This is a genomic window from Microbacterium sp. LBN7 (genome assembly GCF_045690345.1).
Taxonomy (GTDB): Bacteria; Actinomycetota; Actinomycetes; order Actinomycetales; family Microbacteriaceae; genus Microbacterium.
In genome coordinates, this window is the sequence record NZ_CP147856.1 from 3432192 (window position 1) to 3457802 (window position 25611).

The following is a 25611-nucleotide window of genomic DNA, read 5'->3' on the forward strand; positions in this document are numbered from 1 at the left end:
TCTTCTCAGTTCCCGACCAGCGCGGCGCATTCGGTCCAGAGGGTGCTGTCCTCTGTGACGCCCAGGCACGGGTCGAACGTGAACACGACGAGCGTGCCGAGGATGATCAGGAGGCCGGCGGCGAGGCCGAGCGCCCAGATCAGCGCCTTGCGGGCAGTGTTGTTCGTGACGTAGTCGTTGACGATCGTGCGCATGCCGTTCGCACCGTGGATCAGCGCCAGCCACAGCATCAGCACGTCCCACCACTGCCAGAACGGCGTGGCGAACTTGCCGGCGATGAAGGCGAAGTCGAGGGCGTGGATGCCCTCGCCGACCATGAGGTTGATGAAGAGGTGGCCGAAGATCAGCACGACGAGCACGATGCCCGAGAGCCGCATGAAGAGCCAGCCCCACTTCTCGAGGTTGAATCCGCGCTGACGGCGGACGGGGGCGGCGACGGTCTGCGTGGCCATCAGTGACCCCCTCCGAACCCGGCGAACGCGAGCATCAGGTGGCGCGGCACGAAGCCGGCCATGATGACGACCCACACCGCGAGCACACCCCAGAACAGCTGACGCTGGTACTTGGCGCCCTTCGACCAGAAGTCGACCGCGATGATGCGCAGGCCGTTCATGGCGTGGAACACGATGCCGGCGACCAGCACGACCTCGCCGAGCGCCATGATCGGGTTCTTGTATGTGCCGATGACGGCGTTGTACGCCTCCGGCGACACCCTGATCAGCGCCGTGTCGAGCACGTGCACCAACAGGAAGAAGAAGATGGCGACTCCGGTGATGCGATGAAGCACCCACGACCACATGCCTTCGCGACCCCGGTAGAGGGTGCCGCGGGGGGTCTTGGACGTGGTTTCCGAAATCGACGGTGTCAAGCGAGCGCTTGTGGACACGGTCGTCCTCCCTGGATCGATGTGACTCGGTCGCGTGCTGCGCAAGTGTCAGGCACGCCCGATCGGTGTCCATCCTATTCCCGTCTGCAGCGGGGGAGCGACGAAGGGGAGCCTAAGTATCTCGACGTCGAGAGAGCCGACCGTGGGAGATCAGCCGATCTGACTCATCCCGTTCCAGCCGCTGCCGATCGTCCTGGTCGCGAGGAATCCTCCGCGGCCGTTGCCGCCGTAGAGGAGGAGCGCGCCGGCCGACGTCCGGGCGACGATGTCCTGCGTGCCGCTGCCGTCGAAGTCGCCCGCGCCGAACACGGCGGTGAGAGACGCCCACCCCACGCCGATCTGCGACGGCGAGCCCCAGCTGCCGCGTCCTGTCGTCGGGTAGATCCAGAGGGTTCCGTCGAGCCTGCGGGCGATGATGTCGCCGCGCGCATCGCCGTTGAAGTCGCCGGCGTGGAACATCGTGTCCATCGTCTGCCAGCCGTTGCCGATCCTCGTGCCGCCGGCGAGCCAGCCGCTTCGTCCGTTGCCCGGATAGAGGAAGAGGTCGCCGCCGGGCGTTCTGCCGATGACGTCGGGGATCTGATCGCCGGAGAAGTCGATGCCGCCGATGAGCTGCGAGAACATCGTCCAGCCGTTGCCGATCTGCACGGGGGCGAGGAAGCCGCCCCTTCCGTTCCCGGCGTGGAGCATGAGTCTGCCGTCGGCCTCGGTGCGCGCGGTGTCCGGGATGCCGTCGCCGGAGAAGTCCCCGAGCGTCGTGAACGGGCGGTCTCCCCACCCCGCGGCGGCGGTGACCGGGCCCTGGAACCCGCCGGCCCCGTTGCCGGGGTAGATGAGGAGGTCTCCGGTCGCCGTGCGGGCGAGGATGTCGGCGGCCCGGTCGCCGGTGAGGTCGCCCGCCCCGCCGGAGAGACGCTTCACCGGGGTGCCGATGCCGAAGATCTGCACCCAGTAGGTCCGGTAGCAGGTGCCGGTCGCGTAGCCGACGCCGAGGCCCGTGTACCGCGAGTCGAGGATGTTGGCGCGGTGGCCGCTGGAGTTCATCCAGCCGCTGACCACGGCGGCGGCGTCCGGCTGACCTGCCGCGATGTTCTCGCCCGTCGAGACCCACCCGAAGGCGGCGACCCGCGAGCTCCGCCAGGTCGAGCTGCTGTGCTCGAAGGTGCACGTCGACGCCAGATGCTGTGCCCACTCCGCAGCGGCCGCGTCGAGCGCGGCATCCGACACGAGCGCGGGGAGTCCGGCCTGGGTGCGCTGGGCGTTCGTCAGCGTGAACACCTCGCCGGCGGGTCCGCCGGCCGCGGACGCGGCGGCGGGGGCGAGGACAGCGGCCCCGATCATCACGGCGATCGCCGCGGCGATCGCGCGGCCGGTGCGGACGAGCTTTCGACGGGGGGACGGGCGCATGGCGTCACCATAGTGGCTGCGCTGCACGCCGCGCAGAATATCGGAGCGGGGCAGGCTGCCGGGTTCCACACGACGGGCCCCGATACGCTGACACGATGACCTCGCCCATCCAGGACTTCTACGCGGTGATCCCCGCCGGCGGCATCGGCAGCAGGCTGTGGCCGCTCTCGCGCGCCGACGCCCCCAAGTTCCTCCACGACCTCACCGGGTCCGGGCACTCTCTGCTGCGCGACACCTGGGATCGGCTGGTCCCTCTCACAGGCCCTGACCGCATCGCGGTCGTCACCGGCCGCGCGCATCGTGCCGCGGTCGAGGCGGAGCTGCCCGGCATCGCAGATCTCAACGTCTTCCTGGAGTCGGAGCCGCGCGAATCCGCCGCCGCGATCGGGCTGGCCGCGGCGATCCTGCACCGCCGCGACCCCGATGTGATCATCGGCTCGTTCAGCGCCGACCACGTGATCCGCGGCACCCGCGTGTTCGAGTTCGCCGTCCGCGACGCCGTCGAGGTCGCCCGCGAGGGGTACATCTGCACGATCGGCATCGCGCCCACCGAGCCGGCGATCGGATTCGGCTATATCAAGAAGGGGCCGGAGCTCGTCGTCGAGCGCGCCCGCGAGGCGGCTCTCGTCGAGAGCTTCGTCGAGAAGCCGGACCTGGAGACCGCGAAGGCCTATCTCGCCGATCGCGGCTATCTCTGGAACGCCGGCATGTTCATCGCCAAGGCCAGCGTGCTGCTGGAGGAGCTCGCAGCCAACGAGCCCGAGCTGCACGCCGGACTGCTCGAGCTCGCCGAGGCCTGGGACGACCGCGACCGGCGCGGACCCGCCGTCGACCGGATCTGGCCGCGCCTGAAGAAGATCGCGATCGACTACGCGGTCGCGGAGCCTGCCGCCCGCCGCGGGCGCCTGGCGGTCGTGCCGGGACACTTCGACTGGGACGACGTCGGCGACTTCGCCTCCCTCACCAAGCTCATCACGAATGGCCGGAAGAACGATCTGGCCGTCCTCGGACCGAATGCCCGGGTGCTCTCGGACGCCGCGAGCGGCATCCTCGTCAGCCAGACGTCCCGGGTGATCAGCCTGGTCGGCGTCCAGGACATCGTCGTCGTCGACACCCCCGATGCCCTGCTGGTCACGACCGTCCAGCACGCGCAGCGTGTGAAGGGCGTCGTGGAGTCACTCAAGCTGAACGGGCAGGGCGACGTGCTCTGATGAGCGCCGCCGGATGCTCATCGGCTGGGTTGGTTTCAGCTTTGTAACCTTTCGCCAGCACGTGCGGCGCGAGTGTGCACAAAAGGTGAAACAGTAGGTAACTTTGATCGATCCGCGATGGCCGCGGTTTCGTTGAGGGAGGCATCAGTTGACCATCTCCACCACCAAGAAGCTGCTCGGCGCGACAGTCGCCGCGGGCGTCATCTTCGCACTCGCCGGTTGCGGCCAGGCCCCGACCGACGAGGCCGGCTCGGAGGGCCCTGCGGACTCCGACTTCCTCCCCTGCCTCGTCTCCGACGCGGGCGGGTGGAACGACAAGTCGTTCAACCAGTCGGCGAAGGAAGGCATGGACGCCGCTGCGGAGGAGCTCGACGTCAAGCCGCTCGAGTTCGAGTCCGCGAACGACAACGACTACGCGCCGAACCTCGAGACCGCGGTCTCGGAAGGCTGCTCGCTCATCGTCGCCGTCGGCTTCAAGCTGGCCGCCGCGACGGTCGAGTCGGCGCTCGCGAACCCCGAGATCGACTACGCGATCATCGATGACTACGCCGACACCGACTTCGACGGCACCACCGATGCTCCGAACATCAAGCCGCTCGTCTTCGACACGGCTCAGGCCGCCTACCTCGGCGGCTACGCCGCGGCCGGTTGGTCCGCACAGAGCGGCGTGAACAAGGTCGGCACCTTCGGCGGAATGCAGATCCCGTCCGTCGCCGTGTTCATGGACGGCTTCTCGCTCGGCGTCGACAAGTACAACGAGGACAAGTCGGCCGCCGTCCAGGTGTTCGGCTGGGACGTCGCCACGCAGGAAGGCTCCTTCACGGGCGGCTTCGACGCGAACGACACCGCCAAGCAGACCGCTCAGGGCGTGCTCGACCAGGGCGTCGACGTCATTCTTCCCGTCGGTGGCCCGGTCTACCAGAGCGCTGCGGCGGCGATCGCCGACAGCGGCAAGGACACGCTCATGATCGGTGTCGACAGCGACCTCGCGGTTGCCGACCCGAGCGTCGCGGGCGTCACGATGTTCTCGATCATGAAGGCGATCAACGTCGCCGTGAAGGACGCGACCACCGCAGCAGCCGCGGGCGATTTCGACCCGGCTCCGTACGTCGGAACGCTCGAGAACGAGGGCGTCAAGCTCTCCGGCTTCGGCGACTTCGAGGCCGAGCTCCCGGACGGGCTCCTCGACGAGATCGCGGCGCTCCAGGAGCAGATCATCGCCGGTGACATCACGGTGGAGTCGAAGAACTCCCCGTAAGTCGCGGCCGGTCCAAGTGCGGGGCGAGTGGTGTGCAGGATGCCACTCGCCCCGCACTGTGATCGGACGAAGATCCTTCTGGACGACTCTTCTGGATAAGGTGCAGATATGAAGCTCGAACTTCGCGGCATCACCAAGCGATTCGGTACTCTCGTCGCCAACGACCACATCGATCTGGTGGTCGAACCGGGGCAGATCCACGCGCTGCTCGGTGAGAACGGCGCAGGCAAGTCCACGCTGATGAACGTCCTCTACGGCCTCTATCAGGCCGACGAGGGCGAGATCCTCCTCGACGATGTCGTGCAGCGCTTCCGCGGCCCCGGTGACGCGATGGCGGCGGGGATCGGCATGGTGCATCAGCACTTCATGCTCGTCCCGGTCTTCACGGTCGCCGAGAACGTGATGCTCGGCCACGAGCAGACCAAGGCCCTCGGCACGCTCGACATCGCGAAGGCGCGAGAGCACGTGCGATCCGTGGCAGCGCGGTTCGGCTTCGACATCGACCCCGACGCGCTCGTCGGCGACCTCCCGGTGGGCGTCCAGCAGCGCGTCGAGATCATCAAGGCGCTCTCCCGCGATGCCAAGGTGCTCGTCTTCGACGAGCCGACGGCCGTGCTGACCCCGCAGGAGACGGACGAGCTCATGGGCATCATGCGCCAGCTCCGCGACGAGGGCACGGCGATCGTCTTCATCACCCACAAGCTGCGCGAGGTGCGCGAAGTCGCCGACAAGATCACGATCGTCCGTCTCGGACGCGTCGTCGGCGAGGCATCGCCTTCGGCGACGAACGCCGAGCTCGCTTCGCTCATGGTCGGACGCGCCGTCGAGCTCACGGTGCACAAGGACGCGCCCCGTGTCGGCGACGGCGGGCTGGAGATCTCGGGTCTGCGGGTGCTCACACCCGCCGGCGCGATCGTCGTCGACGGCATCGACTTCGCGGTGCGCCCCGGTGAGGTCCTCGCGATCGCGGGTGTGCAGGGGAACGGCCAGACGGAGCTGGTGGAGGCCATCGTCGGCCTCGCCGCGCGTGTGGAGGGGAGCATCACGCTCGACGGGACCGAACTCGTCGGCAAGAGCGTGCGCGCGATCCTCGATGCCGGCGTGGGCTTCGTCCCCGAGGACCGGACCGAGGACGGATTGGTCGCCGGTTTCTCCGTCGCGGAGAACCTCATCCTCGACCGCACCGACGACCGCACCTTCAGCCGCGGGGGAACCATCCTGCGGGGTGTGCTCGACGCCTTCGCCAAGGAGCGCATCCGCGAGTACGACATCCGCACGCAGGGGCCGGACACTCCGGCGGGCACGCTCTCCGGCGGCAACCAGCAGAAGGTCGTCATCGCACGCGAGATGAGCCGTGAGCTGCGGCTGCTGGTCGCAGCCCAGCCGACCCGCGGCGTCGACGTCGGCTCGATCGAGTTCATCCACAAACGGATCATCGAGACGCGCGACTCGGGCGTCCCGGTGATCGTCGTCTCCACCGAGCTCGACGAGGTCGCCGCCCTCGCCGACCGGATCGCGGTCATGTACCGCGGAGCGATCGTCGGCATCGTGCCGGGCGACACGCCCAGAGAGACACTCGGACTCATGATGGCCGGAGCGGCCGAAGGAGAGGTGGCGGCGTGAGCGGATCGACGCCCGGCGCGGGAGACGTGACCAAGGGCATCCCCCCGGAGCAGCTCGGCACGCCGACCGGCACGGTGCCCCGCGACTCCGCCGACGTGCCGCCGCCGCCCCGCGGCAACATCATCCTCAAGGAGATGCTGCGCGGCAGCGCCGTCACGACGATCCTCGCGATCGTCCTGGCGCTCATCGTCGGCGGCATCCTGATCGCCTCCACCAACGAAGACGTGCAGGAGGCGTCCGGCTACTTCTTCGCGAAGCCCGGCGACACGTTCGCCGCAGCCTGGAACGCGGTCTACAACGGGTACGAGGCGCTGTTCCGCGGTGCCATCTTCAACGCCCGCGGCGCCGATTTCGCGGCGCAGATCCGTCCGCTCACCAACACCCTCGGTTTCGCCGCGCCCCTGATCGCTGCCGGCCTCGGCGTCGCACTCGCGTTCCGGGTGGGACTGTTCAACATCGGTGCGCGCGGCCAGATGCTCATCGGTGTCGCGGTCGCCGCCCTGCTGACCTTCTCGCTCGACCTGCCGCTCTGGCTGCACATCCCCGTGACGCTGATCGCCGGTATCGCGGGCGGCGCGCTCTGGGGTGCCATCGCCGGCCTCATCAAGGCGCGCACCGGTGCCCACGAGGTGATCCTCACGATCATGCTCAACTACATCGCGTACTACCTGCTGCTCTGGATGATCCGTACACCGGGCCTGCTGCAGAAGCCGGGGACGAACCAGGCGCTGGGTTCGGCCACGCCGGAGAGCGCGCAGTTCCCGACGCTGCTCGGGCCGCAGTTCCCCCTGCTCGATCTCGGATTCGTGATCGTGGTCGTTGCCACGCTGTTCGTCTGGTGGCTCATCGAGCGGTCGTCGCTCGGCATGCGGATGCGCGCCGTCGGCGAGAACCCGCACGCGGCGCGCGCCGCGGGCATCAGCGTGCAGCGGGTCTACGTCTACGCGATGCTGTTCGCCGGAGGCCTCGCGGGTCTCGCGGGCATGAACCAGATCCAGGGAGCCGTCACGACCGGCGTCACCGAGACGATCGACGCCGGCATCGGATTCGATGCGATCACCGTCGCGCTCCTCGGACGCAGCCGCGCCTGGGGCACCTTCGCCGCCGGCATCCTGTTCGGCGCTCTCAAGGCAGGGTCGTTCTCGATGCAGGCCCAGGACATCCCGGTAGACATCGTCCTGGTCGTGCAGTCCCTGGTCGTGCTCTTCATCGCCGCACCGCCGCTGCTGCGCGCGGTGTTCTTCCTGCCCAAGACCGACATCGAGAAGGCGGCCAGGCTCCGAGCCAAGGCCGCGAAGAAGGCGGTGGCGGCATGATGTCCCTCGTGCAGACCGAGGCAGCCGACGGCACGGTGCAGCTCGCGACCGTGAAGCAGCGGCACCTCAAGGCGCCGATCGTGCTGGCTGTCGCCGCTGCGCTCCTCGCGCTCCTCTTCGTGTTCGTGCCGCGCGACGGCACCAGCACCTTCCGCCTCTCCGACCAGTCGTCGGCACTCGCGCTGCCCGACGTCGCCCTGCCGACGGCCTCGACCTTCTGGGTCGTGTTCGGCATCCTCGTCGTCCTGACGGTCGGAGCGTTCCTGCGTGCCTGGACGTATCGCAAGCCGTCGCTGTGGCTGGTCGTGGCCTTCAGCACGCTCGCCGTCTTCGCGTTCCTCGTCTGGGCATCCGCCGGGGGACTCGTCCCCGTCACGAGCCTGCTGTTCGGTGCCGTGTCCCTTTCGGTGCCGCTGGTGTTCGGCGCCCTGGGCGGTGTCATCGGCGAACGCGCCGGCGTCGTGAACGTCGCGATCGAAGGGCAGCTGCTGCTCGGCGCCTTCTCCGCCGCGCTGCTCTCCAGCATCACCGGCAACCCGTTCGTCGGACTGGTCGGAGCGATGATCGGCGGCGTCCTCGTGGCCAGCGTGCTCGCCGCGTTCGCGATCAAGTACCTCGTCGAGCAGGTCATCGTCGGTGTCGTGCTCAATGTGCTCGTCACCGGTCTCACCGGCTTCCTCTACGGCGCACTGCTCGCACCGAACGAGGCGACGCTGAACACCCCGGTGCGCTTCCCGCGCATCGAGATCCCCGTGCTGAGCGACATCCCGATCATCGGCCCGGTGCTCTTCAATCAGACGTTCATCGGCTACCTGATGTTCCTCACCGTCGCCGTGGTGGCCTGGGGCCTGTACCGGACCCGGTGGGGTCTGCGTCTCCGCGCCGTGGGCGAGCACCCGCAGGCCGCCGACACCGTGGGCATCAAGGTCAACCCGACCCGGTTCTGGAACGTGCTCCTGGCCGGCGCGATCGCCGGCATGGGTGGCGCGTACTTCACGCTCGTCTCGGTGCCGCAGTTCGGCAAGGACATGACGGCGGGCCTCGGCTTCATCGCCCTCGCCGCCGTGATCTTCGGCCGGTGGGACCCGATCCGTGCGACGCTCGCCGCGCTGCTCTTCGGCTTCGCGACGAACCTGCAGAACCTGCTCTCGATCCTGAAGACGCCGATCCCCGGCGAGTTCATGCTGATGCTGCCGTATCTGGTGACGCTGCTGGCGGTCGCCGGATTCGCCGGACAGATCAAGGCGCCCGCGGCAGACGGCAAGCCGTACATCAAGTCCTAGCCGAGTCCGGAAGAAGGAAGCTCCACAATGACTGACATCGACTGGGACGAGCTCCGTCAGGTCGCGACCGATGCCATGACGAAGGCCTACGCGCCGTACTCGCGGTATCGCGTCGGTGCCGCGGCGCTCGTCGGCGACGGACGGATCGTCGCCGGCTGCAACGTCGAGAACGCCTCCTACGGCGTGACGCTGTGCGCCGAGTGCGCGCTCGTCGGCGACCTGCACATGTCCGGCGGCGGTCAGCTGGTCGCATTCGTCTGCGTGAACAACGACGGGCAGACGATCATGCCCTGCGGTCGCTGCCGCCAGCTGCTCTTCGAGCACGCCATGCCCGGGATGCTGCTGGAGACCGTCTCCGGCATCCGCACGATCGACGAGGTGCTGCCGGATGCGTTCGGCCCCCGAGACCTGGAGGACGCCCGATGAGCATCGAGCCTTTCGACGCGGTGGATGTCATCCGCGCCAAGCGAGACGGCGGCGCCGTGCCGGAGAAGGCGCTGCGGTGGATGGTCGACGCCTACACCCGCGGCTACGTCTCGGATGCGCAGATGGCGTCGTTCGCGATGGCGATCTTCCAGCGCGGCATGGAGCGCGACGAGATCCGCGTCCTGACGGACGCGATGATCGCGTCGGGGGAGCGGATGAGCTTCGCCGCGCTCGGCAAGAAGACCGTCGACAAGCACTCCACGGGTGGCGTCGGAGACAAGATCACCCTTCCTCTGGCTCCGCTGGTCGCCTCGTTCGGCGTGGCCGTGCCGCAGCTCAGCGGACGCGGCCTCGGCCACACGGGCGGCACGCTCGACAAGCTCGAATCCATCCCCGGCTGGCGCGCGGCGCTCAGCAACGAGGAGATGTTCGCGCAGATGCAGGGCGACGTCGGGGCCGTCATCTGCGCGGCGGGCTCAGGACTCGCTCCCGCCGACAAGAAGTTCTACGCACTGCGCGACGTGACCGGCACGGTCGAGGCGATCCCGCTGATCGCATCGAGCATCATGTCGAAGAAGATCGCGGAGGGGACGGATGCGCTCGTCCTCGACGTCAAGTTCGGCTCCGGCGCCTTCATGCAGGACATCGACCGCGCCCGTGAGCTCGCCCGCACGATGGTCGCGCTCGGCACCGACTCCGGTGTCGCGACGACCGCGCTGCTCACCGACATGAACGTCCCGCTGGGCTTCGCGATCGGCAACGCCAACGAGGTCCGCGAATCCGTGGAGATCCTCGCCGGCGGCGGCCCTTCCGACGTGCGGGAGCTGACGATCGCGCTCGCGCAGGAGATGCTCGCCCTCGCGGGGAAGCCGGATGCCGACGTGGAGGCCGCCCTCGACGACGGCCGCGCGATGGACAGCTGGAAGGCGATGATCCGCGCCCAGGGCGGCGATCCGGATGCCGAGCTGCCGACCGCTCGCGAGACGCATGTCGTGACGGCTCCGACCGACGGCGTCGTCACCCGCATGGACGCGCTGCCGTTCGGCATCGCGGCCTGGCGACTGGGCGCGGGCCGCGCCAGGGCCGAGGATCCCGTGGTCTTCGAGGCCGGCATCGATCTGCACGCCAAGCCGGGCGATCGTGTCGACGCCGGACAGCCGCTGTTCACGCTGTCCGCAGCCGATGCGGCGCGGTTCCCGCGTGCGCTCGAGGCGCTCGAGGGCTCGTGGGCGCTCGGGGACAAGGCTCCGGCCGCCGGTCCCATCGTGCGCGAGCGCATCACGGCCTGACGGGACCGCTAACCTGAACTGAGCATTTCCGCCACCGAGAGGATCACCATGTCGATCGATGCGAACGGCGACGTCACCATCCAGGGGATCTCCCTCCGCAGCCTGCCCAAGGTCTCGCTGCACGACCACCTCGACGGCGCCCTGCGTCCGGCCACGATCATCGAGCTGACGGACGAGATCGGTCTCGACGTGCCGGAGTCCGATCCCGCCGCTCTCGGCCGCTGGTTCGCGAAGCAGAGCGACTCCGGCTCGCTCGTCGAGTACCTGAAGACCTTCGACCTGACGACCGCCGTGATGCAGACCCAGGAGGGACTCACGCGTGTCGCGCGAGAGTTCGTCCAGGACCTGGCAGCGGACGGCGTGATCTACGGCGAGGTGCGCTGGGCTCCGGAGCAGCATCTCACGCGCGGACTCACGCTCGAGCAGACCGTCGAGGCCGTTCAGCAGGGCATCGAGGAGGGCGAGGACGCGGCAGACCGCGACGGGCGCAGCATCCGCGTCGGCCAGCTGATCACGGCGATGCGCCATACGGATCGGGCGCTCGAGATCGCCGAGCTCGCGGTCGATTTCCGCGGTCGTGGTGCCGTGGGCTTCGACATCGCCGGGCCCGAGGACGGCTTCCCGCCCTCGAACCACCGCAAGGCGTTCGACTACCTCGCCGAGAACTTCTTCCCCGTGACCGTGCACGCCGGCGAAGCCGCAGGTCCCGCGTCGATCCGCTCGGCGCTGCTCGACGGCCGTGCGCTGCGTCTCGGCCACGGCGTGCGCATCGCGGAGGATCTCCAGGTCGTGACCCAGGAGGGTGACGAGGTGCAGGTGCAGTTCGGAGAACTGGCCCGCTGGGTGCGCGATCGCGAGATCCCGCTGGAACTCTCCCCGTCGTCGAACCTGCAGACCGGCGCGATCGCCGCGTGGGGCACGACGATGGCCGACCACCCGTTCGATTTGCTGTATCAGCTCGGCTTCGCGGTGACGGTCAACGTGGACAACCGCACGATGAGCGCCACCTCGCTCACGCGCGAGCTCGCCCTGCTCGTCGAGGCCTTCGAGTACGACCTCGACGACCTCGAGACGTTCCAGTTCAATGCGGCCGCGGCCGCCTTCCTCCCGGTCGAGGAGCGCGAAGAGCTCGTCGAGATGATCGCCGAAGGATTCAACGACTGACATGTCCCAGAAGAGTCGACGCCGGGTGAGCGTTCTCGCCGTGATCGTGAGCGCCGCCGTCGTCCTCCTGGGCGGGGGTGCGGTCGCCGCATTCGTCTGGACGAACGGCACGCCGGACGGCCAGAAGCCGGCGGCGACCGAGACGGAGAAGCCGCTCCCGACACCGGAATCCGAGCCGGAACCCCTCTCGCCGGCCGAGCAGCTGCTCGCCGACGCCGACAATCCGCTGGCCTGCGCGGTGTCGTTCGCCGGTGACGGCGTCGTGCAGGACCCGATGCTGCAGTGGCAGAACGGCCTCTATCAGTCGCTGCCCATCCCTGCGGCGGACGGGCGGGTGTTCGCCGGCTGGTATGCGACCGCGGACGATGCTGCGGCGTTCAGCCCGGAGGCCCGTATCAACGGCGCCGATCCGGTGACGTGCACCGACCAGCAGATCGAGCTCCACGGCGCCTGGAAGACGCCGGAGGAGAACGTCGCGGCGAACACCCAGGTCCCGATCCTGATGTACCACCAGTTCACGACGAACCCCGACGGCGAGTCCGGCTGGCTGCGCGGCAACTACGCCTACATCGGCGACTTCGACGCGCAGATGAACCACATCGCCACCACCGGCTTCTACCTGCCGACGTGGGACGAGCTGAGCGCGTTCATCGACGGGCGGCTGTACCTGCCCCCGCGTTCGGTGATCATCACGGATGACGATGCCGATCAGACCTGGTTCGACCTCGCGGCGCCGCTCGTGGAGAAGTACGAGCTGCTCACGACCTCGTTCATGGTCACGGCGTACCGCTCCGACCCGCCCCCGTCCATCTACGTCCTGCGCCGTTCGCACACGCACGACATGCACCAGGCCGGAGCCAACGGCCAGGGACGCATCGTCAACTGGACGCCGGACGAGGTCGCCGCCGACCTCAACATGTCGGGTGACATCCTCGGCGTGCGCGAGGTCATCGCGTACCCCTTCGGGCACTACAACGACACGGCCAAGCAGGGTGTGCTGCAGGCGGGCTACGAGATGGCGCGCACGATCGAGCCCGGCTACGTCGTGATCGGCACCGACAAGCTCGCCCTCCCCGTCGTGCGCATCGACTACGGGATGGGGTTGGACGCGCTGATCAAGCGCATCGGCTGAGACCCGACGAGCGGGCAGGATGGTCGCATGCCTGCTTCCGTCCTCATCGTCGGCCCCGCCTCGTGGAACACCATCGTCGTCCTCGACCGGCTCCCCGAGCCTGTCCCGCACATGCAGTTCGCCGAGGACACGTGGGAGACGGTCGGCGGGACGAGTGCAGGGAAGGCTCTCAGCCTCACGGCGCTCGGACGAGCGACGACGCTGCGCGCGCAGGCGGGGGACGATGAGCACGGTGCCAGGCTCCGCGACGCGCTGCGCGCGGCCGGCGTGCACGCGCGGTGGGCGGAGGGCCTGACGGAGCGGCACCTCAACCTGATGACCCGTAGCGGCGAGCGGGTCTCGCTGTACCTCGCCGCACCGCGACCGACAGGGGGCGAGCAGGATGAGTCCCTGCGGGCGGCGATGGCGGCGGCCGACGCGGTCGTGCTGGACCTCGGAGCCGAGTCCGAGCGGCTGCTGCCGCTCGCGCGTGAGGTCGGAACGCCGATCTGGGTCGACGTGCACGACTACGACGGGGAGTCCGATTTCCACCGGCCGTTCCTTGCGGTGGCGGATGCCGTCTTCTGCAACGCCGATCGCCTCGACGACCCGGTGGCCTTCCTCCGCGGATGCATCGGGGGCGGAGCACGCCTCGCCGTCTGCACCCTCGGGGCGGAGGGAGCGGTGGCGATCGACGAGGACGGTGCGGAGCATCGGGTGGCGGCGGTGCCGGTCGACGTCACCGACACGAACGGCGCGGGGGACGCGTTCCTCGCCGGTGTGCTCGACGCCCGGCTGTCGGGGGCAGCTGTCGGTGACGCGCTCGCCGCGGGTGCGACGTCGGCGTCCGCCGTGCTGCGCACGCGGCACCTGCATCCGCTGCTGGATGCCGTGCTGCCGCTGTCGCGGTGAGCAGCGCTCAGCTCAGGAGCACGGCGCGGCTCAGCGGGGGAGAGCCTGGAGGAAGGCGCCCGTGCGCTCCGTGACCTCGGCGTGCATGTCCTCCGTCGAGATCGTGGGGGTGCCGTCGCCCGCCTGCGGGCCGTAGTCGCCGAAGGAGGCGTGGGCTGCGCCCTCGATCTCGACCATCTCCGCATCGGCGGGGAGCTGATCTCGCGCGGCATCGATCTTCTCCGGAGTGGAGAGCCCGTCATCGCTGCCGGCGAGACTGAGCACCGGCAGGCCGCTCGCCGAGAGGTCTGTCGCGCAGTAGGACCCGAAGAGGACGAGGGCATCCGCATCGGCCGCGAGCTGACAGGCACGCACGCCGCCGAGCGAGTGACCGCCGACGCCCCAGACCTCGACATCGGGCGCCGCCGACGTGAAGGAGCCGAGTCCGCGCGGATCGAAGAAGGCGAGGTTCAGCCAGGGACGCGTGATCACGACCGTCACGCCCTCCTCGGCGAGCCCCTGCAGGATCGCGGCGTACGCCCAGGGGTCGACCTTGGCGCCGGGGACGAACACCAGCCCGAGCTCGGACTCGCCGTCGGCCGGAGCGAGGACGATCCCCTGCTCGGCATCCTCCACGGTGATGGCGGCGTTCTCGCGGACGCCGGCCAGGGGAGCCGGATCGGCGGGCATGACGCCGATCTGACTCCAGGCGACGATCCCGCCGACGCCGAGGAGCAGCAGGATAGCGAGACTCCCGAGCGCCCACTTCAGGACGCGACGACCCCGTTTCCTCTGCACACGTCAACGCTACTCCGTCGCCCGGCCCCTTCTCTGAGCGGCGCCGACCGACGGGTGGGTGGCGAGGTACTCCTCGAACGCCTCGCGCGTGGTGCGCGTCGGGACGAAGCCGAACTCGTCCTTGAGCCGCGTGTTCGCCAGGACCGGTCGATAGCGCAGGAAGGGCACCTTCTCCGGTCCGTGCTCCGTGAGGCGCAGCATCCGTCCGATCCGCAGCGCGGCGGCGAGCGCCCAGGCGGGGAGCACGAGCTGGCGTCTGCCCAGCCGCTCCGCGATCTCGGGCACCGTCATCCGGCCGTCTCCCGCGACGTTGAAGACTCCGGCCGGACCGTCGGTCGCCGCCCGCACCATGGCGGCGGCGACATCGTCCACCCACACGAAGACGAAGGGGGAATCGGAGCCGGCGATGCGGAGGATCCGGCGGCCGTCCCAGAGCGCGGTGATCTGATTCCGGACCGAAGGCCCCAGGATCGTGCCGATGCGGAACACCACCTGCTCCAGGTCCGGATGCGTCGCGCGGTGCTCGGCGAGCATCTCCTCGACGAGGCGCTTGTGCCGTGAGTACGGGAAGGCGTCGTTGCCGCGGAGCGGCTGGACCTCGTCGATCCATTCCGGATTGTCGGCGTGGTAGCCGTAGGCGGCGCCGGAGCTGGACACCACGATCCGGCGCACCCCCGTCGCGACGCACGCCGCGAGCACGTTCGCCGACCCGTCGACGTCGACCCGGTACTCCCGATCGACGTCGCGCCCCGGATTGACGATCGCAGCGAGGTGCACGACGGTGTCGATGCGGTGTTCGCGAAGGAGGGGAGCGATCGCTGCCGCGTCCTGCACGTCGAGCACGACGTCGAGGATCCCGGGCCGTGCGGTGCCGGTGCGCACATCCGCGGAGACCACGAGCTCGACGTCGTCTCGGGCTGCCAGCGCCTGCGCGACGTGCGAGCCGAGGAACCCGCCGCCCCCGGTGATGAGCACCCGCGTCACGGCGACGCCTCGGTCACCGTGCGCCCGCTGGCATCGCCGCTCGCCGAGCCCGTGCGTCTCTTCGTGTGCCGCGCCCAGAGCCCTGCCAGGATCAGGCCCGCGATGATGTCCCAGATGCCCCACCACCCGGCGACGATCGCCATGCCGCCGAGGCCGTCGAAGAACAGGAAGACCAGGCCGAGACCGAGGCCGGCGTTGCGGATGCCGACCTCGAAGGTCATCGCCTTGCGCTCGCGGGTGCCGAGGCCGCCGACGACCGCGGTTCCGTAGCCGAGAGCCAGCGCCACGGCGTCGTGCACCGTGACGACGATCAGGATCACGCCGAGGACCTGCACGAAGACCGCCCAGTTGCCGACGAGCGCGGCGATGATGAAGCCGAGCAGGGCGATGAGGCTGAACCACTTCACGAACGGCTGCACGCGGGCGGCGAATCCGGGTGTCTTCGCCCGCAGCAGGAGGCCGAGCGCGAAGGGGAGTCCGACGATGAGCAGGATCTCCAGAAGCATCCGCCACGGGTCGAGAGCGACCTCGCGGAGCAGCGTGCGGGCGGTGGGATGCAGCGAGCCCCAGAAAGTGATGCTCAGCGGCATGGCGACGATGTAGAGGAGATTGCCGACCGCGGTCAGCGACACCGAGAGCGCGACATTCCCGCCGGCCCGGTGTGTGAGCACCTGGGAGATGTTGCCGGGCGGACAGCAGGCGACCAGCAGCATGCCGAGCGCCATCGACGGCGGGACAGGGAGCACCAGCGTCAGCAGGAACGTCGCGATCGGCAGCAGGAGCAGCTGGGCGAGGAGGGCGATGACGAAGGGCTTCGGATGCTTCGCCACGACACGGAAGTCGCTCGGGGCCGTGTCGAGGGCGATCCCGAACATGATCAGGCCCAGCACCACGTTCAGGATCGTCAGCGTGCCGGGCGTGAACGACAGGACGACGTCGTCGACGTTCATGCCGACGCCTCCAGCGCGCTCTTCTCGCGGCGGACGGCGCCGCGGTAGGCGTCCTTGTTCACGTAGTACGCCATCCGGTCCAGCCCGAGGTAGTGGTATCCGCCGGTCAGGTCCGGCCAGGGCGCGGCCGTGACGCGGTCGCGGAAGCGCGCAGCGCGCGACGCATCGTGCTCGAGGGCGTCGAGATAGGCGGCGAGGAGGTCGGCCTGCTCGGCGCGGCCCTGCCAGCCGATGCCGGAGGCCTCGATCATGCCCATGACGTACAGCCCGTTGAACGACGCGGGGAAGAGGTTGAGGAACAGGCGCGGCGAGGCGCCCTGCCAGTGCAGGTGCTCCCGGTCGACGAAGGGATAGTCGAGGGTGTATCCGGTGGCCAGGAGCACGAGGTCGTAGTCGTCTGCGCTGCCGTCGCGGAAGCGCACGGTGCTGCCGTCGAAGCGTTCGACGTCGGCGCGGATGCGCAGATCTCCCTGGCCGAGGTGGTTGAGGATCATGGTGTTCACGATGGGATGGGACTCGTAGATGCGGTACCGGGGCTTCGGGAAGCCGAAGCGCACGGGATCGCCCGTGAAGGCCCGCAGCACCCGGCTGTCGACCGCCTGCTTGATCCTCGCGGGCAGCGGGCGCCCCTGGTTGAGCGTGTCGCTCGGCCTGCCGAACAGGTAGCGGGGCACGAAGTAGTACCCGCGCCGCACGCTCATGTCGACGGAAGCCGCGTGGTGCACGGCATCCACCGCGATGTCGCAGCCGGAGTTGCCCGCACCGATCAGGAGCACCCTCTTGCCCGAGAGCTGCTCGGCCGTCTTGTAGGCGCTGGTGTGCAGCACCTCGCCGGAGAAACTGCCGGGGAAGGTCGGGATGTTCGGCTCCGCGAGCGTCCCGTTCGCGAGCACGACACCGGCGTACCATCGCGTCTGCGTGCCCTCGGGGCCGTCGCTCGTGAGATCCCATCCGCCGTCTCGCGGTTCGAGACGCGTGACCCTCGTGTCGAACCGGAAGAGCCCGGCGAGACCGAAGTGGTCCGCGTAGTCCCGGAAGTACTCCCGCATCACCCGGTGGCCCGGATAGTCGACCGTGGAGCGCATCGGGAACTCCGTGAACTCCGTCGTCGTGCGCGACGAGATCAGGTGCGCCGACTCGTACATCGTGCTGCGCGGATTGGCGATGTCCCAGAGGCCGCCGACGCCGTGGGAGGCCTCGTACCCGTCCACCGCGATGCCGCGCTTCTGCAGCGCGCGGGCCGTGGCCAGCCCCGACGGGCCCGCGCCGATCACGGCGTATCTGTTCATGCTGCTCCCTGCACGTCACTGTGCGCGAAAAGGCGATGCTCGAAAAGGCGGTGCTCGAAAGGGGCGCTCGCGAAAGCGCCCCCGCTCCCGATCGTATCGGGTGGGCGAGGGCGCTCCGGTACGGCGCGGGATCAGGCCTCGCGGAGCGTCTGCTGCCGCTCCTCGACGGCCTCGCGGACGGCGGCGAACAGCGGATGCTCCGGATCGAGTCCGGTGACGAGGGCGGTCAGCGCCCTCGCGTCCTCCGAGCGCAGCAGCCGCTGGAGCTCGACCGACTGCTCGTCGTCGGCGTCGTCGAACTCGAGCGCCGCGGCGACGGCCGCGACCAGGGCATCGGCGGGCAGGCCGCGCTCGGCGGCCATGGCCGCGGGGCCGATGAACCGCTCGTGCCGCGAGATCTTGCGCAGCGGCTGACGTCCGACACGCTGCACCGTGTCGATCAGCGCCGGGTTGCGGAACCGCTCGAGGATCGTCGCGCGATACGACGCGAGGTCGGCGGGATCCAGCCCGTGTTCGGCGACCAGCACCGCGGACGTCTCCTCGAGTGCCGCCGACACGCGCGCGGCGATGTCGGGGTCGGCCAAGGCGTCCGAGATGCGCTCGACTCCGGCGCGGGCGCCGAAGTAGGCGGTGGCCGCGTGTCCCGTGTTCACCGTGAAGAGCTTGCGCTCGATGAACGGGGCGAGGTCCTCGACGAAGTGCGCTCCCGGGATGCTCGGGAGGTCGTCGCCGAACGGGCCGGCTTCGATCGCCCACTCGAAGTACGGCTCGACCGTGACGTCCACCCCTCCGTCGGCGGGCTGGGCCGGCACGATGCGGTCGACCGCGGTGTTCGCGAACACCGCGCGCGACAGCAGGTCTCCGGCATCCGCCCCGGCGGAGGCCTGGATCTCCGAACGGAGCAGGTCCGTCGCGCCGATCGCGTTCTCGCACGCCATCACCTGCAGAGGTGCGGCGTCGGGGGAGCGCTGCGCGAGACCTGCGACGATCGCCGGTGCGACGAAACGCAGCACGGTGGGACCGACCGCGGTCGTGACGACATCGGCCGTCGCGATCTCGCGGGTGAGGGCCTCCGGGTCGGTGCGACTGTTGACCGCGCGGAACCCGGTGACGACGTGGTCGACGCCCCCGGGTCCCGCCTCGTGCACGGTGTACTCGTCGACCGCGTTGATGGCGTCCACGAGGGCGTCGGCGACATCGGAGAACACGACCTCGTACCCGCCCTCGTGCAGCAGCAGGCCCACGAAGCCGCGCCCGATGTTGCCGGCGCCGAAGTGGACGGCCTTCATCCCTCGTCCACCACCCATCACTCGTTGATCGCGGAGAGCAGCGCGAACAGCTCGTCCGGTGTCTGCGCCGCGTTGAGCTTCTCGACGTCGTCCTCGTCGGAGAAGAGGATCGCGATCTGCGACAGGATCTCCAGGTGCTCGTCACCGCGACCGGCGATGCCGATCACGAACGTCGCCTGCTCGCCCGCCCAGTCGACGCCGCCGTCGTAGCGGACCACCGAGAGGGCGGAGCCGAGGATCGCGTCCTTGGTCTCGTTCGTGCCGTGCGGGATCGCGAGACCGTTGCCCATGTAGGTCGAGACCGTCTCCTCGCGCTGACGCATCGCGTCGACGTACGCGGGTGTGACGGCGCCGGCGGACACGAGGATGTCGGTGGCCTCCTGGAGGGCGGCCTCCTGCGTGCTGCTGCCCGAGTGGATGCGGACCTGGCCGATGGTCAGAACGCTCATGGTGTTTCCTCTCGCTGGTCGCGGACCATCTCGACGACCTCTTCGTACTTCGGGGAGTTCATGAAGTTGTCGACGGAGACGTGGATCGAGTTCGGCGACTGGGCCTTCGCGCGATCCGTCAGCTGCTGCTGGGTGATCACGAGGTCGGCCGTGCCGTCGAGGTTCGCGATGGCCTGGTTCGTGACCGTGACGCCCTCGACCCCCGCCTTCTTGAACTTGTTGCGCAGCACGCTCGCGCCCATGGCAGACGATCCCATCCCGGCGTCGCACGCGAACACGACGTTCTCGATGCGGCGATCCGTCGCGACGCCACCCGCCGCGCCGGCGGCCGCAGCACCCGAGGACGCGCGCAGGGCGTCCATGGCTGCGGACGACTTGCCCTTGTTGGCCTCGGTCTGCGCGATCGCGGCGCCGAAGCTGTCGCCCTCGGCGGCGAGGTCGCGCTTGCGCGAGGCCCGCAGGATGACGCCCGTGATCAGGAAGGTGACCACGGCGGCGATGACCACCGAGAGGTACACGACGAGGAGGTTTCCCACGCCGCCGCCGACAGCGGCCGCCGTCACGGCGATGATGCTGCCCGGAGCCGCCGGGAAGCCGAGGCCGCCGCCGAGCACCATGTTCGTCGTGACGCCCGCTGCACCACCGGCGATCAGAGCGAGGATCGTGGTGGGCTTGCTCAGCGCGTACGGGAAGTAGATCTCGTGGATGCCGCCGAAGAACTGGATGATCGCCGCACCCGGAGCCGAGGCCTTGGCCGCGCCGACGCCGAAGAAGGTGAACGCGAGCAGCAGCCCGAGGCCGGGGCCGGGGTTCGCCTCGATGAGGAAGAGGATCGACTTGCCGGTCTCGGCGGCCTGCTCGATGCCGAGCGGCGTGAACACGCCGTGGTTGATGGCGTTGTTCAGGAACAGCACCTTCGCCGGCTCGACGATGATCGACACCAGCGGCAGGAGGTTCAGCGACACCAGCCAGTCGACCGCTGCGCCGAGGACGGCGCTGATGCCCAGCATGACGGGGCCGAAGGCGAAGAAGCCGACGATCGCCAGGATCATGCCGAGGATGCCGGCCGAGAAGTTGTTGACGAGCATCTCGAAGCCGGGGCGGATCCTGCCGTCCCACAGCCGGTCCATCTGCTTCGTGATCCATGCGGCGAGCGGCCCCATGATCATGGCCCCGAGGAACATCGGGATGTTGGTGCCGACGATGACACCCATCGTGGCGATCGTCGCGACGACACCGCCGCGCTCGCCGTAGACCATGCGGCCGGCGGTGTTGGCGATGAGCAGCGGGAGCAGGTAGGTCACCATCGGCCCGACGAGACCGACGTACGCGAAGAAGTTCCCGCCGTCGCCCTCGGCCAGCGCCGTCATCGCGCCCTGCCAGCCGATGGTGGCGGAGTCGCCTCCGCCGCCGATGATCTCGGCGACCGGGGCCCAGTGCCAGCCGAAGGGGCTGTCCGCGCCGAAGAATCCGGCCGGGATGAACAGCATGGTGATGAAGCCCCACGCGATGAAGGCCGCGATGTTGGGCATGATCATTCCGGACAGGAACGTGCCGAAGCGCTGCACGCCTGTTCGGAGGCCGCCCGTTCTCTGGGCGGCGGGTGACGTCGTCGTCATGATGTCGTCTCTTTCTGGTGAGGGGAGAGGGCGGCTGTGGCGTCGGCCACGGCCTTGCGGGCACCGGCGGCGTCGTCCGCCGCCAGCGCGACCTGTGCGAGGCTGCGGGCCTCGTCGAGGGTGCGTTCGGAAAGGGTGTGCCTGACGTCGGCCAGGGCGGAGGGAGCCATCGACAGGCTCGTCGCGCCGAGGCCGACGAGGACGACGGCGAGGAGCGGATCAGCAGCGGCCTCGCCGCAGATCCCGACCGGCTTGCCGAGTCGCGATCCGGCATCCCCGACCTCGCGCACCAGGCGGAGCACGGCGGGGTGCCAGGGATCCTGCAGCCCGGCCACCGAGCCGAGCATCCGGTCAGCGGCCATCGTGTACTGCGTGAGGTCGTTGGTGCCGATCGAGGCGAAATCGGCGTGCGCCAGCACACGATCCGCCAGCAGGGCGCTCGCCGGGACTTCGACCATGACACCGGCGGTCTTCAGCCCGTAGTCGCGGGCGAGCGCCGTGAAGTACACGGTCTCCTCGACGGTCGCCACCATCGGCGCCATGACCCACAGGTCGGCATCGGTCTCGGCATCCGCCTCGGCGAGAGCGGTCAGCTGCTCGCGGAGGATGTCCTCGCTGGCGCGCAGGGCCCGGATGCCGCGGAGTCCCAGTGCGGGATTCTCCTCGTGCGCGTCGTTGAGGAACGCGAGCGGCTTGTCGGCTCCGGCGTCGAGCATCCGCACGACGACCTTCTTGCCGGGGAAGGCCTCGAGCAGCTCGCGATACGACTCGCGCTGCTGTGCGATCGTCGGCGCCTGCGATGACGACAGGAACAGGAACTCGGTGCGGAAGAGCCCGACGCCCTCGGCCCCCCGTTCGACCGCATCGGCCGCGTCCGCGGGTTTCCCCAGGTTCGCCAGCAGCGCGATCGGCGTGCCGTCGGCGAGGGCGCCGGGTGTCAGAGGAGCGCTGTCGGCCGACCGGCGGGCAGCGGCGCGCTGTGCGGCGCGATCCTTCTCGTCCGCCGTCGGGTCGACCGTCACGACGCCGGCGGCCGCGTCGACGATCACCGTGTCGCCGTTGGCCAGCGAGAATCCGTCGGCGACGCCGACGATCGCGACGATGCCCTTCTCGCGGGCGAGGATCGCCGTGTGCGAGGTCGGCCCGCCGTCGACGGTGATCAGCGCGAGCACCTTGCCCAGGTCGAGCAGCGCGGTGTCTGCCGGAGCGAGGTCGCGCGCGACGAGGATGAACGGATGCCCGGGGTCGGGGACGCCGGGGGCGTCGACGCCGCGCAGCCGGGCGAGCACCCGCTGGGCGATGTCGTCGAGGTCGGCGGCGCGCTCGCCGAGGTAGCCCCCGACGGCCTCGAGCGTCGCGCGGAAACCGGCGAAGGCGTCGTGCACGGCCCGCTCGGCGGTCGATCCCGCGTCGATCCGTCCGTCGACCTCGTCCTGCAGTGTCGGGTCCTCCGCGATCATGGCCTGCGCCTCGAGCACCTCCTGCGCCGAGCCGCCCGCGGTCTCGCCGCGCGCGGTCAGCTCCTCGGCGACGATCGAGATGGCGTCGCGGACCCTGGCGCGCTCCGCCTCGGCGCCGATGCTGCTCGGGGTGTCGTCGGGCGCGGGCAGGGCCTCGGTCATCCGGACGACGGGGCCCTGGGCGACTCCGAGGCCGATCCCCACGCCGCGCAGCTCGCTCATCCGGCGGCGTCCTGGTCGTGGTCGGTCGTGAGCAGCTCGGTGAGGGTGTCGAGCACGCCCTCTGCGCCGTCTCCGTCTGCGGTCAGGGTCACGTAGTCGCCGTACTCGACGGCGAGGGAGATGACGCCCAGGATGCTGGCGGCGTTCACCGGCTTGCCGGAGTCCTTGGCGATGGTGACGGCCAGGCCGGACTCCTTCGCCGCCTGGGCGAAGAGCTTCGCAGGACGGGCGTGCAGGCCGTGGGAGGAGCCGATCCGAACGGTGCGTGTGGCGGTCATGATGTTCCTTTCGGGGAGTTCCTGAGCTCGGTGAGGAAGTCGCGGACGAGCGCGAGGGTGGATGACCCGTCGCGGTCGGCGAACACGTCGTCGGGAAGGACGACCACGGGCGAATGCGCGTGATCGCGGATGGCGTCGAGGCGATCGGCCAGATGCGGCCCCACCAGGATGAGGTCGTGGTCGCTGGCGGCGACGGAGTGCTCCATCCCGGCTGACGCGTCCCAGTCGAGTCCGGCGTTGGTCGCCGCCCGACGGAGTCGCTGAGCGACGAACGTGCTCGACGCGCCGGCGCCGCACACCACGAGGATCTTCATCGATGCCACCTTCCTGAGAACAGTCTGTGAACGCGGGCCCCGGTCGCGCCAACACGTTCCTTTCCGCCCCCGCGGAACAGCGGCTTCCGCGCGCGGGTCTCCGGTAGCTGACATCATGGAGGTCACGCCAGGACAGTGCAGTCAGCACGTGGGGAAGTCGGAGGGATCATGTCGCGCCAGCGTCAGGACCAGCTCCTCTCCACCCTGCTCCGGCAGGAGGGGTGGGCGACCGCGGCGAGTCTCGCCGACGTTCTCGGCGTCACACCGCGCAGCATCCGCTCCTATGTCGCCGCGCTGAACGCCCGCACGCCGGGAGCCGGCGTCATCGAATCGGGGCCGGCGGGATATCGCGCGGGCCCCGGCGCCCGCGGCGCCATCCGGATGCGGCAGACGGGGGAGTCGGCACCGCGCGACCGGCTGCATGCGCTCGTGCGGACTCTGCTGGATCTGCCCTCCGGCATCGACGTGTTCGACACGGCCGACGAGCTGCACGTCAGCGAGGCCACCCTGGAAGCGGATCTCGTGCGCGTGCGTGGGCTGCTCGACGGCACGGAGCTCGCACTGGAGCGCGACCGTGAGACAGTGCGGCTGCGGGGGAACGAGGCCGCGCAGCGACGGCTGCTCAGCAGGCTGGCGCACGACGAGATGGACGACGCGTCGTTCCACCCGGAGACCTTCCGCCGCGCGCTCTCCGGCAGCGCCGTCGCCGCGCACGCCGTCGGGCCGTTCAAGACCGCGCTGGTGCGCGAGCTGGGCGAGCTCGGCTACTACGTGAACGAGCTGGCGATCGCCGACGTGCTGCTGCACATCGCGATCGCCGCCGAACGCGTGGCGGCGGGTCACGCGCTCGACTCCTCGCCTGCGGGCGCCAGGGAGGAGATCCCCCGGGTGGGAGCCGTCATCGCCCGTCTGGCGTCCGAGCACTTCGCTGTCGCACTCGGCGAGGGCGACAGCGGTCACCTCGCCTCGCTGGTGCTCACGCGCATCGTCGCCCCCGGCGAGGATGCCGCCCGCGATGTCGCGCGCAGCGGCGTGGATCCCGCGGTGGAGGCCGCCGTGCGGGCCGAGATCACCCGGGCCGCCGAGGACTACCAGGTCGACCTCGTCGACGAGACCTTCGTCCTGCGCCTCGCCCTGCACGTGCAGAACCTGCTGCGCCGCGCCGAGGAGAGCGCGCTGACGCGCAACCCGCTCACGCGCTCGCTCAAGACGTCGTACCCGATGATCTTCGAGGTCGCCGTCTCGATCGCGAGCGGGCTGCACGATCGGGTCGGCACTCCGATCCACGACGACGAGATCGCGTACATCGCCATGCACGTGGGCGGCCGCCTCGAGCGCAGCAGGAAGGCGGAGTCGATCCTGACCGCGACGATCGTCTGCCCCGGCTACTACGAGTTGCACGAGCTGCTGCGCTCCAGCGTCGACCGGTCGCTCGGGTCGGCCATCGAGGTCACCAGCGTCGTCACCAACGTCGATCCCGACTGGGCGTCGTTCGACACCGATCTGGTGCTCAGCACGATCGAGCCGGGATCGGCGGGTGACCGCTTCGTGCGCATCCAGCCGTTCCTCACCGACGCCGACGTCGACCGCATCCAGCAGGCGGCCGCCCGTCTCCGCCGCGGCCGCCGCCTCACGCGGCTCCGCGGCGAGCTCGCCCGTTACTTCGACGCGGACGCCTACGTCTTCCCCCTCCCCGACGAGGGCGAGGAGGCGATCATCCGGCGGCTCGGCGGCCTGCTCGTCACGGCGGGCCTGATCGGCGAGGACTACGTCGAGAACACGATCGCCCGTGAGCGGATGTCTTCGACCGCCTTCACGGATGCCCTGGCGGTGCCGCACGCCCTGCAGATGACGGCGACTCGCACGGCCATCGCGATCGGGGTCACCGACGGCTCGGCCGCGTGGGGCGGTGGTCGCGTGCAGGTGGTCGCTCTCGCAGCGTTCAGCGAGAGCGACCGCGCGGCGTTCCAGACCGTCTTCGAGCAGCTCGTCGAGGTGTTCAGCGAACGTGAGAGCGTGCAGCGCATCGTGCGGCGCGGGACGACGTTCGAGGCGTTCCTCGACGAGCTCGTCGCCGTCATCGACGGCTGAGCG

Annotated in this window: 24 protein-coding genes; 11 read left to right on the forward strand and 13 right to left on the reverse strand. The window is 69.7% G+C overall.

The features are described 5' to 3' along the window. Positions 1 to 5: 5 nt before the first annotated feature. The 3 genes from LBN7_RS16610 to LBN7_RS16620 form a co-directional block, all read right to left on the reverse strand. Entirely contained in the window at positions 6 to 452 is a 447-nt protein-coding gene (locus LBN7_RS16610; RefSeq protein WP_116636410.1) for a succinate dehydrogenase hydrophobic membrane anchor subunit, read from the reverse strand. Then, a complete protein-coding gene (gene sdhC / locus LBN7_RS16615) occupies positions 452 to 886 on the reverse strand; it encodes a succinate dehydrogenase, cytochrome b556 subunit (protein WP_116636409.1) in 435 nt (144 codons plus the stop codon). Before sdhC ends, LBN7_RS16610 begins: the two co-directional genes overlap by 1 nt. A 150-nt stretch (positions 887 to 1036) precedes the next feature. Next, positions 1037 to 2293 (reverse strand): CAP domain-containing protein, encoded by a 1257-nt coding sequence (locus tag LBN7_RS16620; protein WP_341945037.1) that lies wholly within the window; start codon positions 2291 to 2293, stop codon positions 1037 to 1039. A 95-nt stretch (positions 2294 to 2388) separates the two neighbouring features. Here LBN7_RS16620 and LBN7_RS16625 point away from each other — a divergent pair, with 95 nt between their 5' ends. The 10 genes from LBN7_RS16625 (at position 2389) to LBN7_RS16670 (ending at position 13886) form a co-directional block, all read left to right on the forward strand. Next, a complete protein-coding gene (locus LBN7_RS16625) occupies positions 2389 to 3504 on the forward strand; it encodes a mannose-1-phosphate guanylyltransferase (RefSeq protein ID WP_116636407.1) in 1116 nt (371 codons plus the stop codon). Between the two features lie 148 nt (positions 3505 to 3652). After that, positions 3653 to 4762: a BMP family protein gene (locus LBN7_RS16630; RefSeq protein ID WP_116636406.1), complete on the forward strand. Its 1110-nt coding sequence runs from the start codon at positions 3653 to 3655 to the stop codon at positions 4760 to 4762. Between the two features lie 108 nt (positions 4763 to 4870). After that, a complete protein-coding gene (locus LBN7_RS16635; RefSeq protein WP_116636405.1) occupies positions 4871 to 6385 on the forward strand; it encodes an ABC transporter ATP-binding protein in 1515 nt (504 codons plus the stop codon). Beyond that, positions 6382 to 7701 carry an ABC transporter permease gene (locus tag LBN7_RS16640; protein ID WP_116636404.1) on the forward strand — a complete coding sequence of 440 codons (1320 nt, stop codon included), beginning with the start codon at positions 6382 to 6384 and terminating at the stop codon, positions 7699 to 7701. Before LBN7_RS16635 ends, LBN7_RS16640 begins: the two co-directional genes overlap by 4 nt. After that, positions 7701 to 8984: an ABC transporter permease gene (locus LBN7_RS16645; RefSeq protein ID WP_407361728.1), complete on the forward strand. Its 1284-nt coding sequence runs from the start codon at positions 7701 to 7703 to the stop codon at positions 8982 to 8984. The genes LBN7_RS16640 and LBN7_RS16645 overlap by 1 nt, the downstream gene beginning before the upstream one ends. 27 nt (positions 8985 to 9011) lie before the next feature. Beyond that, positions 9012 to 9410: a cytidine deaminase gene (locus tag LBN7_RS16650; protein ID WP_046012982.1), complete on the forward strand. Its 399-nt coding sequence runs from the start codon at positions 9012 to 9014 to the stop codon at positions 9408 to 9410. Continuing rightward, positions 9407 to 10699 (forward strand): thymidine phosphorylase, encoded by a 1293-nt coding sequence (locus LBN7_RS16655; RefSeq protein ID WP_407360282.1) that lies wholly within the window; start codon positions 9407 to 9409, stop codon positions 10697 to 10699. The genes LBN7_RS16650 and LBN7_RS16655 overlap by 4 nt, the downstream gene beginning before the upstream one ends. A gap of 48 nt (positions 10700 to 10747) precedes the next feature. Further along, positions 10748 to 11863 (forward strand): adenosine deaminase, encoded by a 1116-nt coding sequence (locus LBN7_RS16660; protein WP_407360283.1) that lies wholly within the window; start codon positions 10748 to 10750, stop codon positions 11861 to 11863. A gap of 1 nt (position 11864) precedes the next feature. Further along, complete coding sequence (locus LBN7_RS16665) at positions 11865 to 12995, forward strand: polysaccharide deacetylase family protein (RefSeq protein ID WP_407360284.1); 1131 nt, start codon at positions 11865 to 11867, stop codon at positions 12993 to 12995. 27 nt (positions 12996 to 13022) lie between these two features. After that, the gene (locus LBN7_RS16670) at positions 13023 to 13886 is read left to right on the forward strand and encodes a carbohydrate kinase family protein (protein WP_407360285.1); all 864 of its coding nucleotides are present in this window, start codon (positions 13023 to 13025) and stop codon (positions 13884 to 13886) included. 30 nt (positions 13887 to 13916) lie between these two features. On the opposite strand, the gene LBN7_RS16675 is transcribed toward LBN7_RS16670, so the two are convergent. The 10 genes from LBN7_RS16675 to LBN7_RS16720 form a co-directional block, all read right to left on the reverse strand. Beyond that, positions 13917 to 14663, reverse strand: coding sequence for an alpha/beta hydrolase (locus LBN7_RS16675; RefSeq protein ID WP_407360286.1), 747 nt, complete (start codon positions 14661 to 14663; stop codon positions 13917 to 13919). Between the two features lie 9 nt (positions 14664 to 14672). Continuing rightward, complete coding sequence (locus LBN7_RS16680) at positions 14673 to 15647, reverse strand: SDR family oxidoreductase (RefSeq protein ID WP_407360287.1); 975 nt, start codon at positions 15645 to 15647, stop codon at positions 14673 to 14675. Then, positions 15644 to 16597 carry a bile acid:sodium symporter family protein gene (locus tag LBN7_RS16685; RefSeq protein WP_116636397.1) on the reverse strand — a complete coding sequence of 318 codons (954 nt, stop codon included), beginning with the start codon at positions 16595 to 16597 and terminating at the stop codon, positions 15644 to 15646. Before LBN7_RS16685 ends, LBN7_RS16680 begins: the two co-directional genes overlap by 4 nt. Then, on the reverse strand, positions 16594 to 17886 hold the full coding sequence (locus tag LBN7_RS16690; RefSeq protein WP_407360288.1) for a flavin-containing monooxygenase: 1293 nt from the start codon (positions 17884 to 17886) through the stop codon (positions 16594 to 16596). Before LBN7_RS16690 ends, LBN7_RS16685 begins: the two co-directional genes overlap by 4 nt. 131 nt (positions 17887 to 18017) lie before the next feature. Then, a complete protein-coding gene (locus LBN7_RS16695) occupies positions 18018 to 19175 on the reverse strand; it encodes a mannitol-1-phosphate 5-dehydrogenase (RefSeq protein WP_407360289.1) in 1158 nt (385 codons plus the stop codon). 17 nt (positions 19176 to 19192) lie between these two features. Continuing rightward, complete coding sequence (locus LBN7_RS16700; RefSeq protein WP_407360290.1) at positions 19193 to 19624, reverse strand: PTS sugar transporter subunit IIA; 432 nt, start codon at positions 19622 to 19624, stop codon at positions 19193 to 19195. Further along, positions 19621 to 21243: a PTS mannitol transporter subunit IICB gene (locus LBN7_RS16705; protein WP_407360291.1), complete on the reverse strand. Its 1623-nt coding sequence runs from the start codon at positions 21241 to 21243 to the stop codon at positions 19621 to 19623. The genes LBN7_RS16700 and LBN7_RS16705 overlap by 4 nt, the downstream gene beginning before the upstream one ends. After that, the gene (gene ptsP / locus LBN7_RS16710) at positions 21240 to 22925 is read right to left on the reverse strand and encodes a phosphoenolpyruvate--protein phosphotransferase (protein ID WP_407360292.1); all 1686 of its coding nucleotides are present in this window, start codon (positions 22923 to 22925) and stop codon (positions 21240 to 21242) included. Before ptsP ends, LBN7_RS16705 begins: the two co-directional genes overlap by 4 nt. After that, on the reverse strand, positions 22922 to 23203 hold the full coding sequence (locus LBN7_RS16715; RefSeq protein WP_116636391.1) for an HPr family phosphocarrier protein: 282 nt from the start codon (positions 23201 to 23203) through the stop codon (positions 22922 to 22924). The genes ptsP and LBN7_RS16715 overlap by 4 nt, the downstream gene beginning before the upstream one ends. Continuing rightward, positions 23200 to 23517: a PTS sugar transporter subunit IIB gene (locus LBN7_RS16720; protein ID WP_116636390.1), complete on the reverse strand. Its 318-nt coding sequence runs from the start codon at positions 23515 to 23517 to the stop codon at positions 23200 to 23202. Before LBN7_RS16720 ends, LBN7_RS16715 begins: the two co-directional genes overlap by 4 nt. Positions 23518 to 23685: 168 nt before the next feature. Between LBN7_RS16720 and LBN7_RS16725 the strand changes: the two genes are divergently transcribed. Beyond that, positions 23686 to 25608: a BglG family transcription antiterminator gene (locus LBN7_RS16725; protein WP_407360293.1), complete on the forward strand. Its 1923-nt coding sequence runs from the start codon at positions 23686 to 23688 to the stop codon at positions 25606 to 25608. The last annotated feature ends 3 nt before the right edge of the window (positions 25609 to 25611 follow it).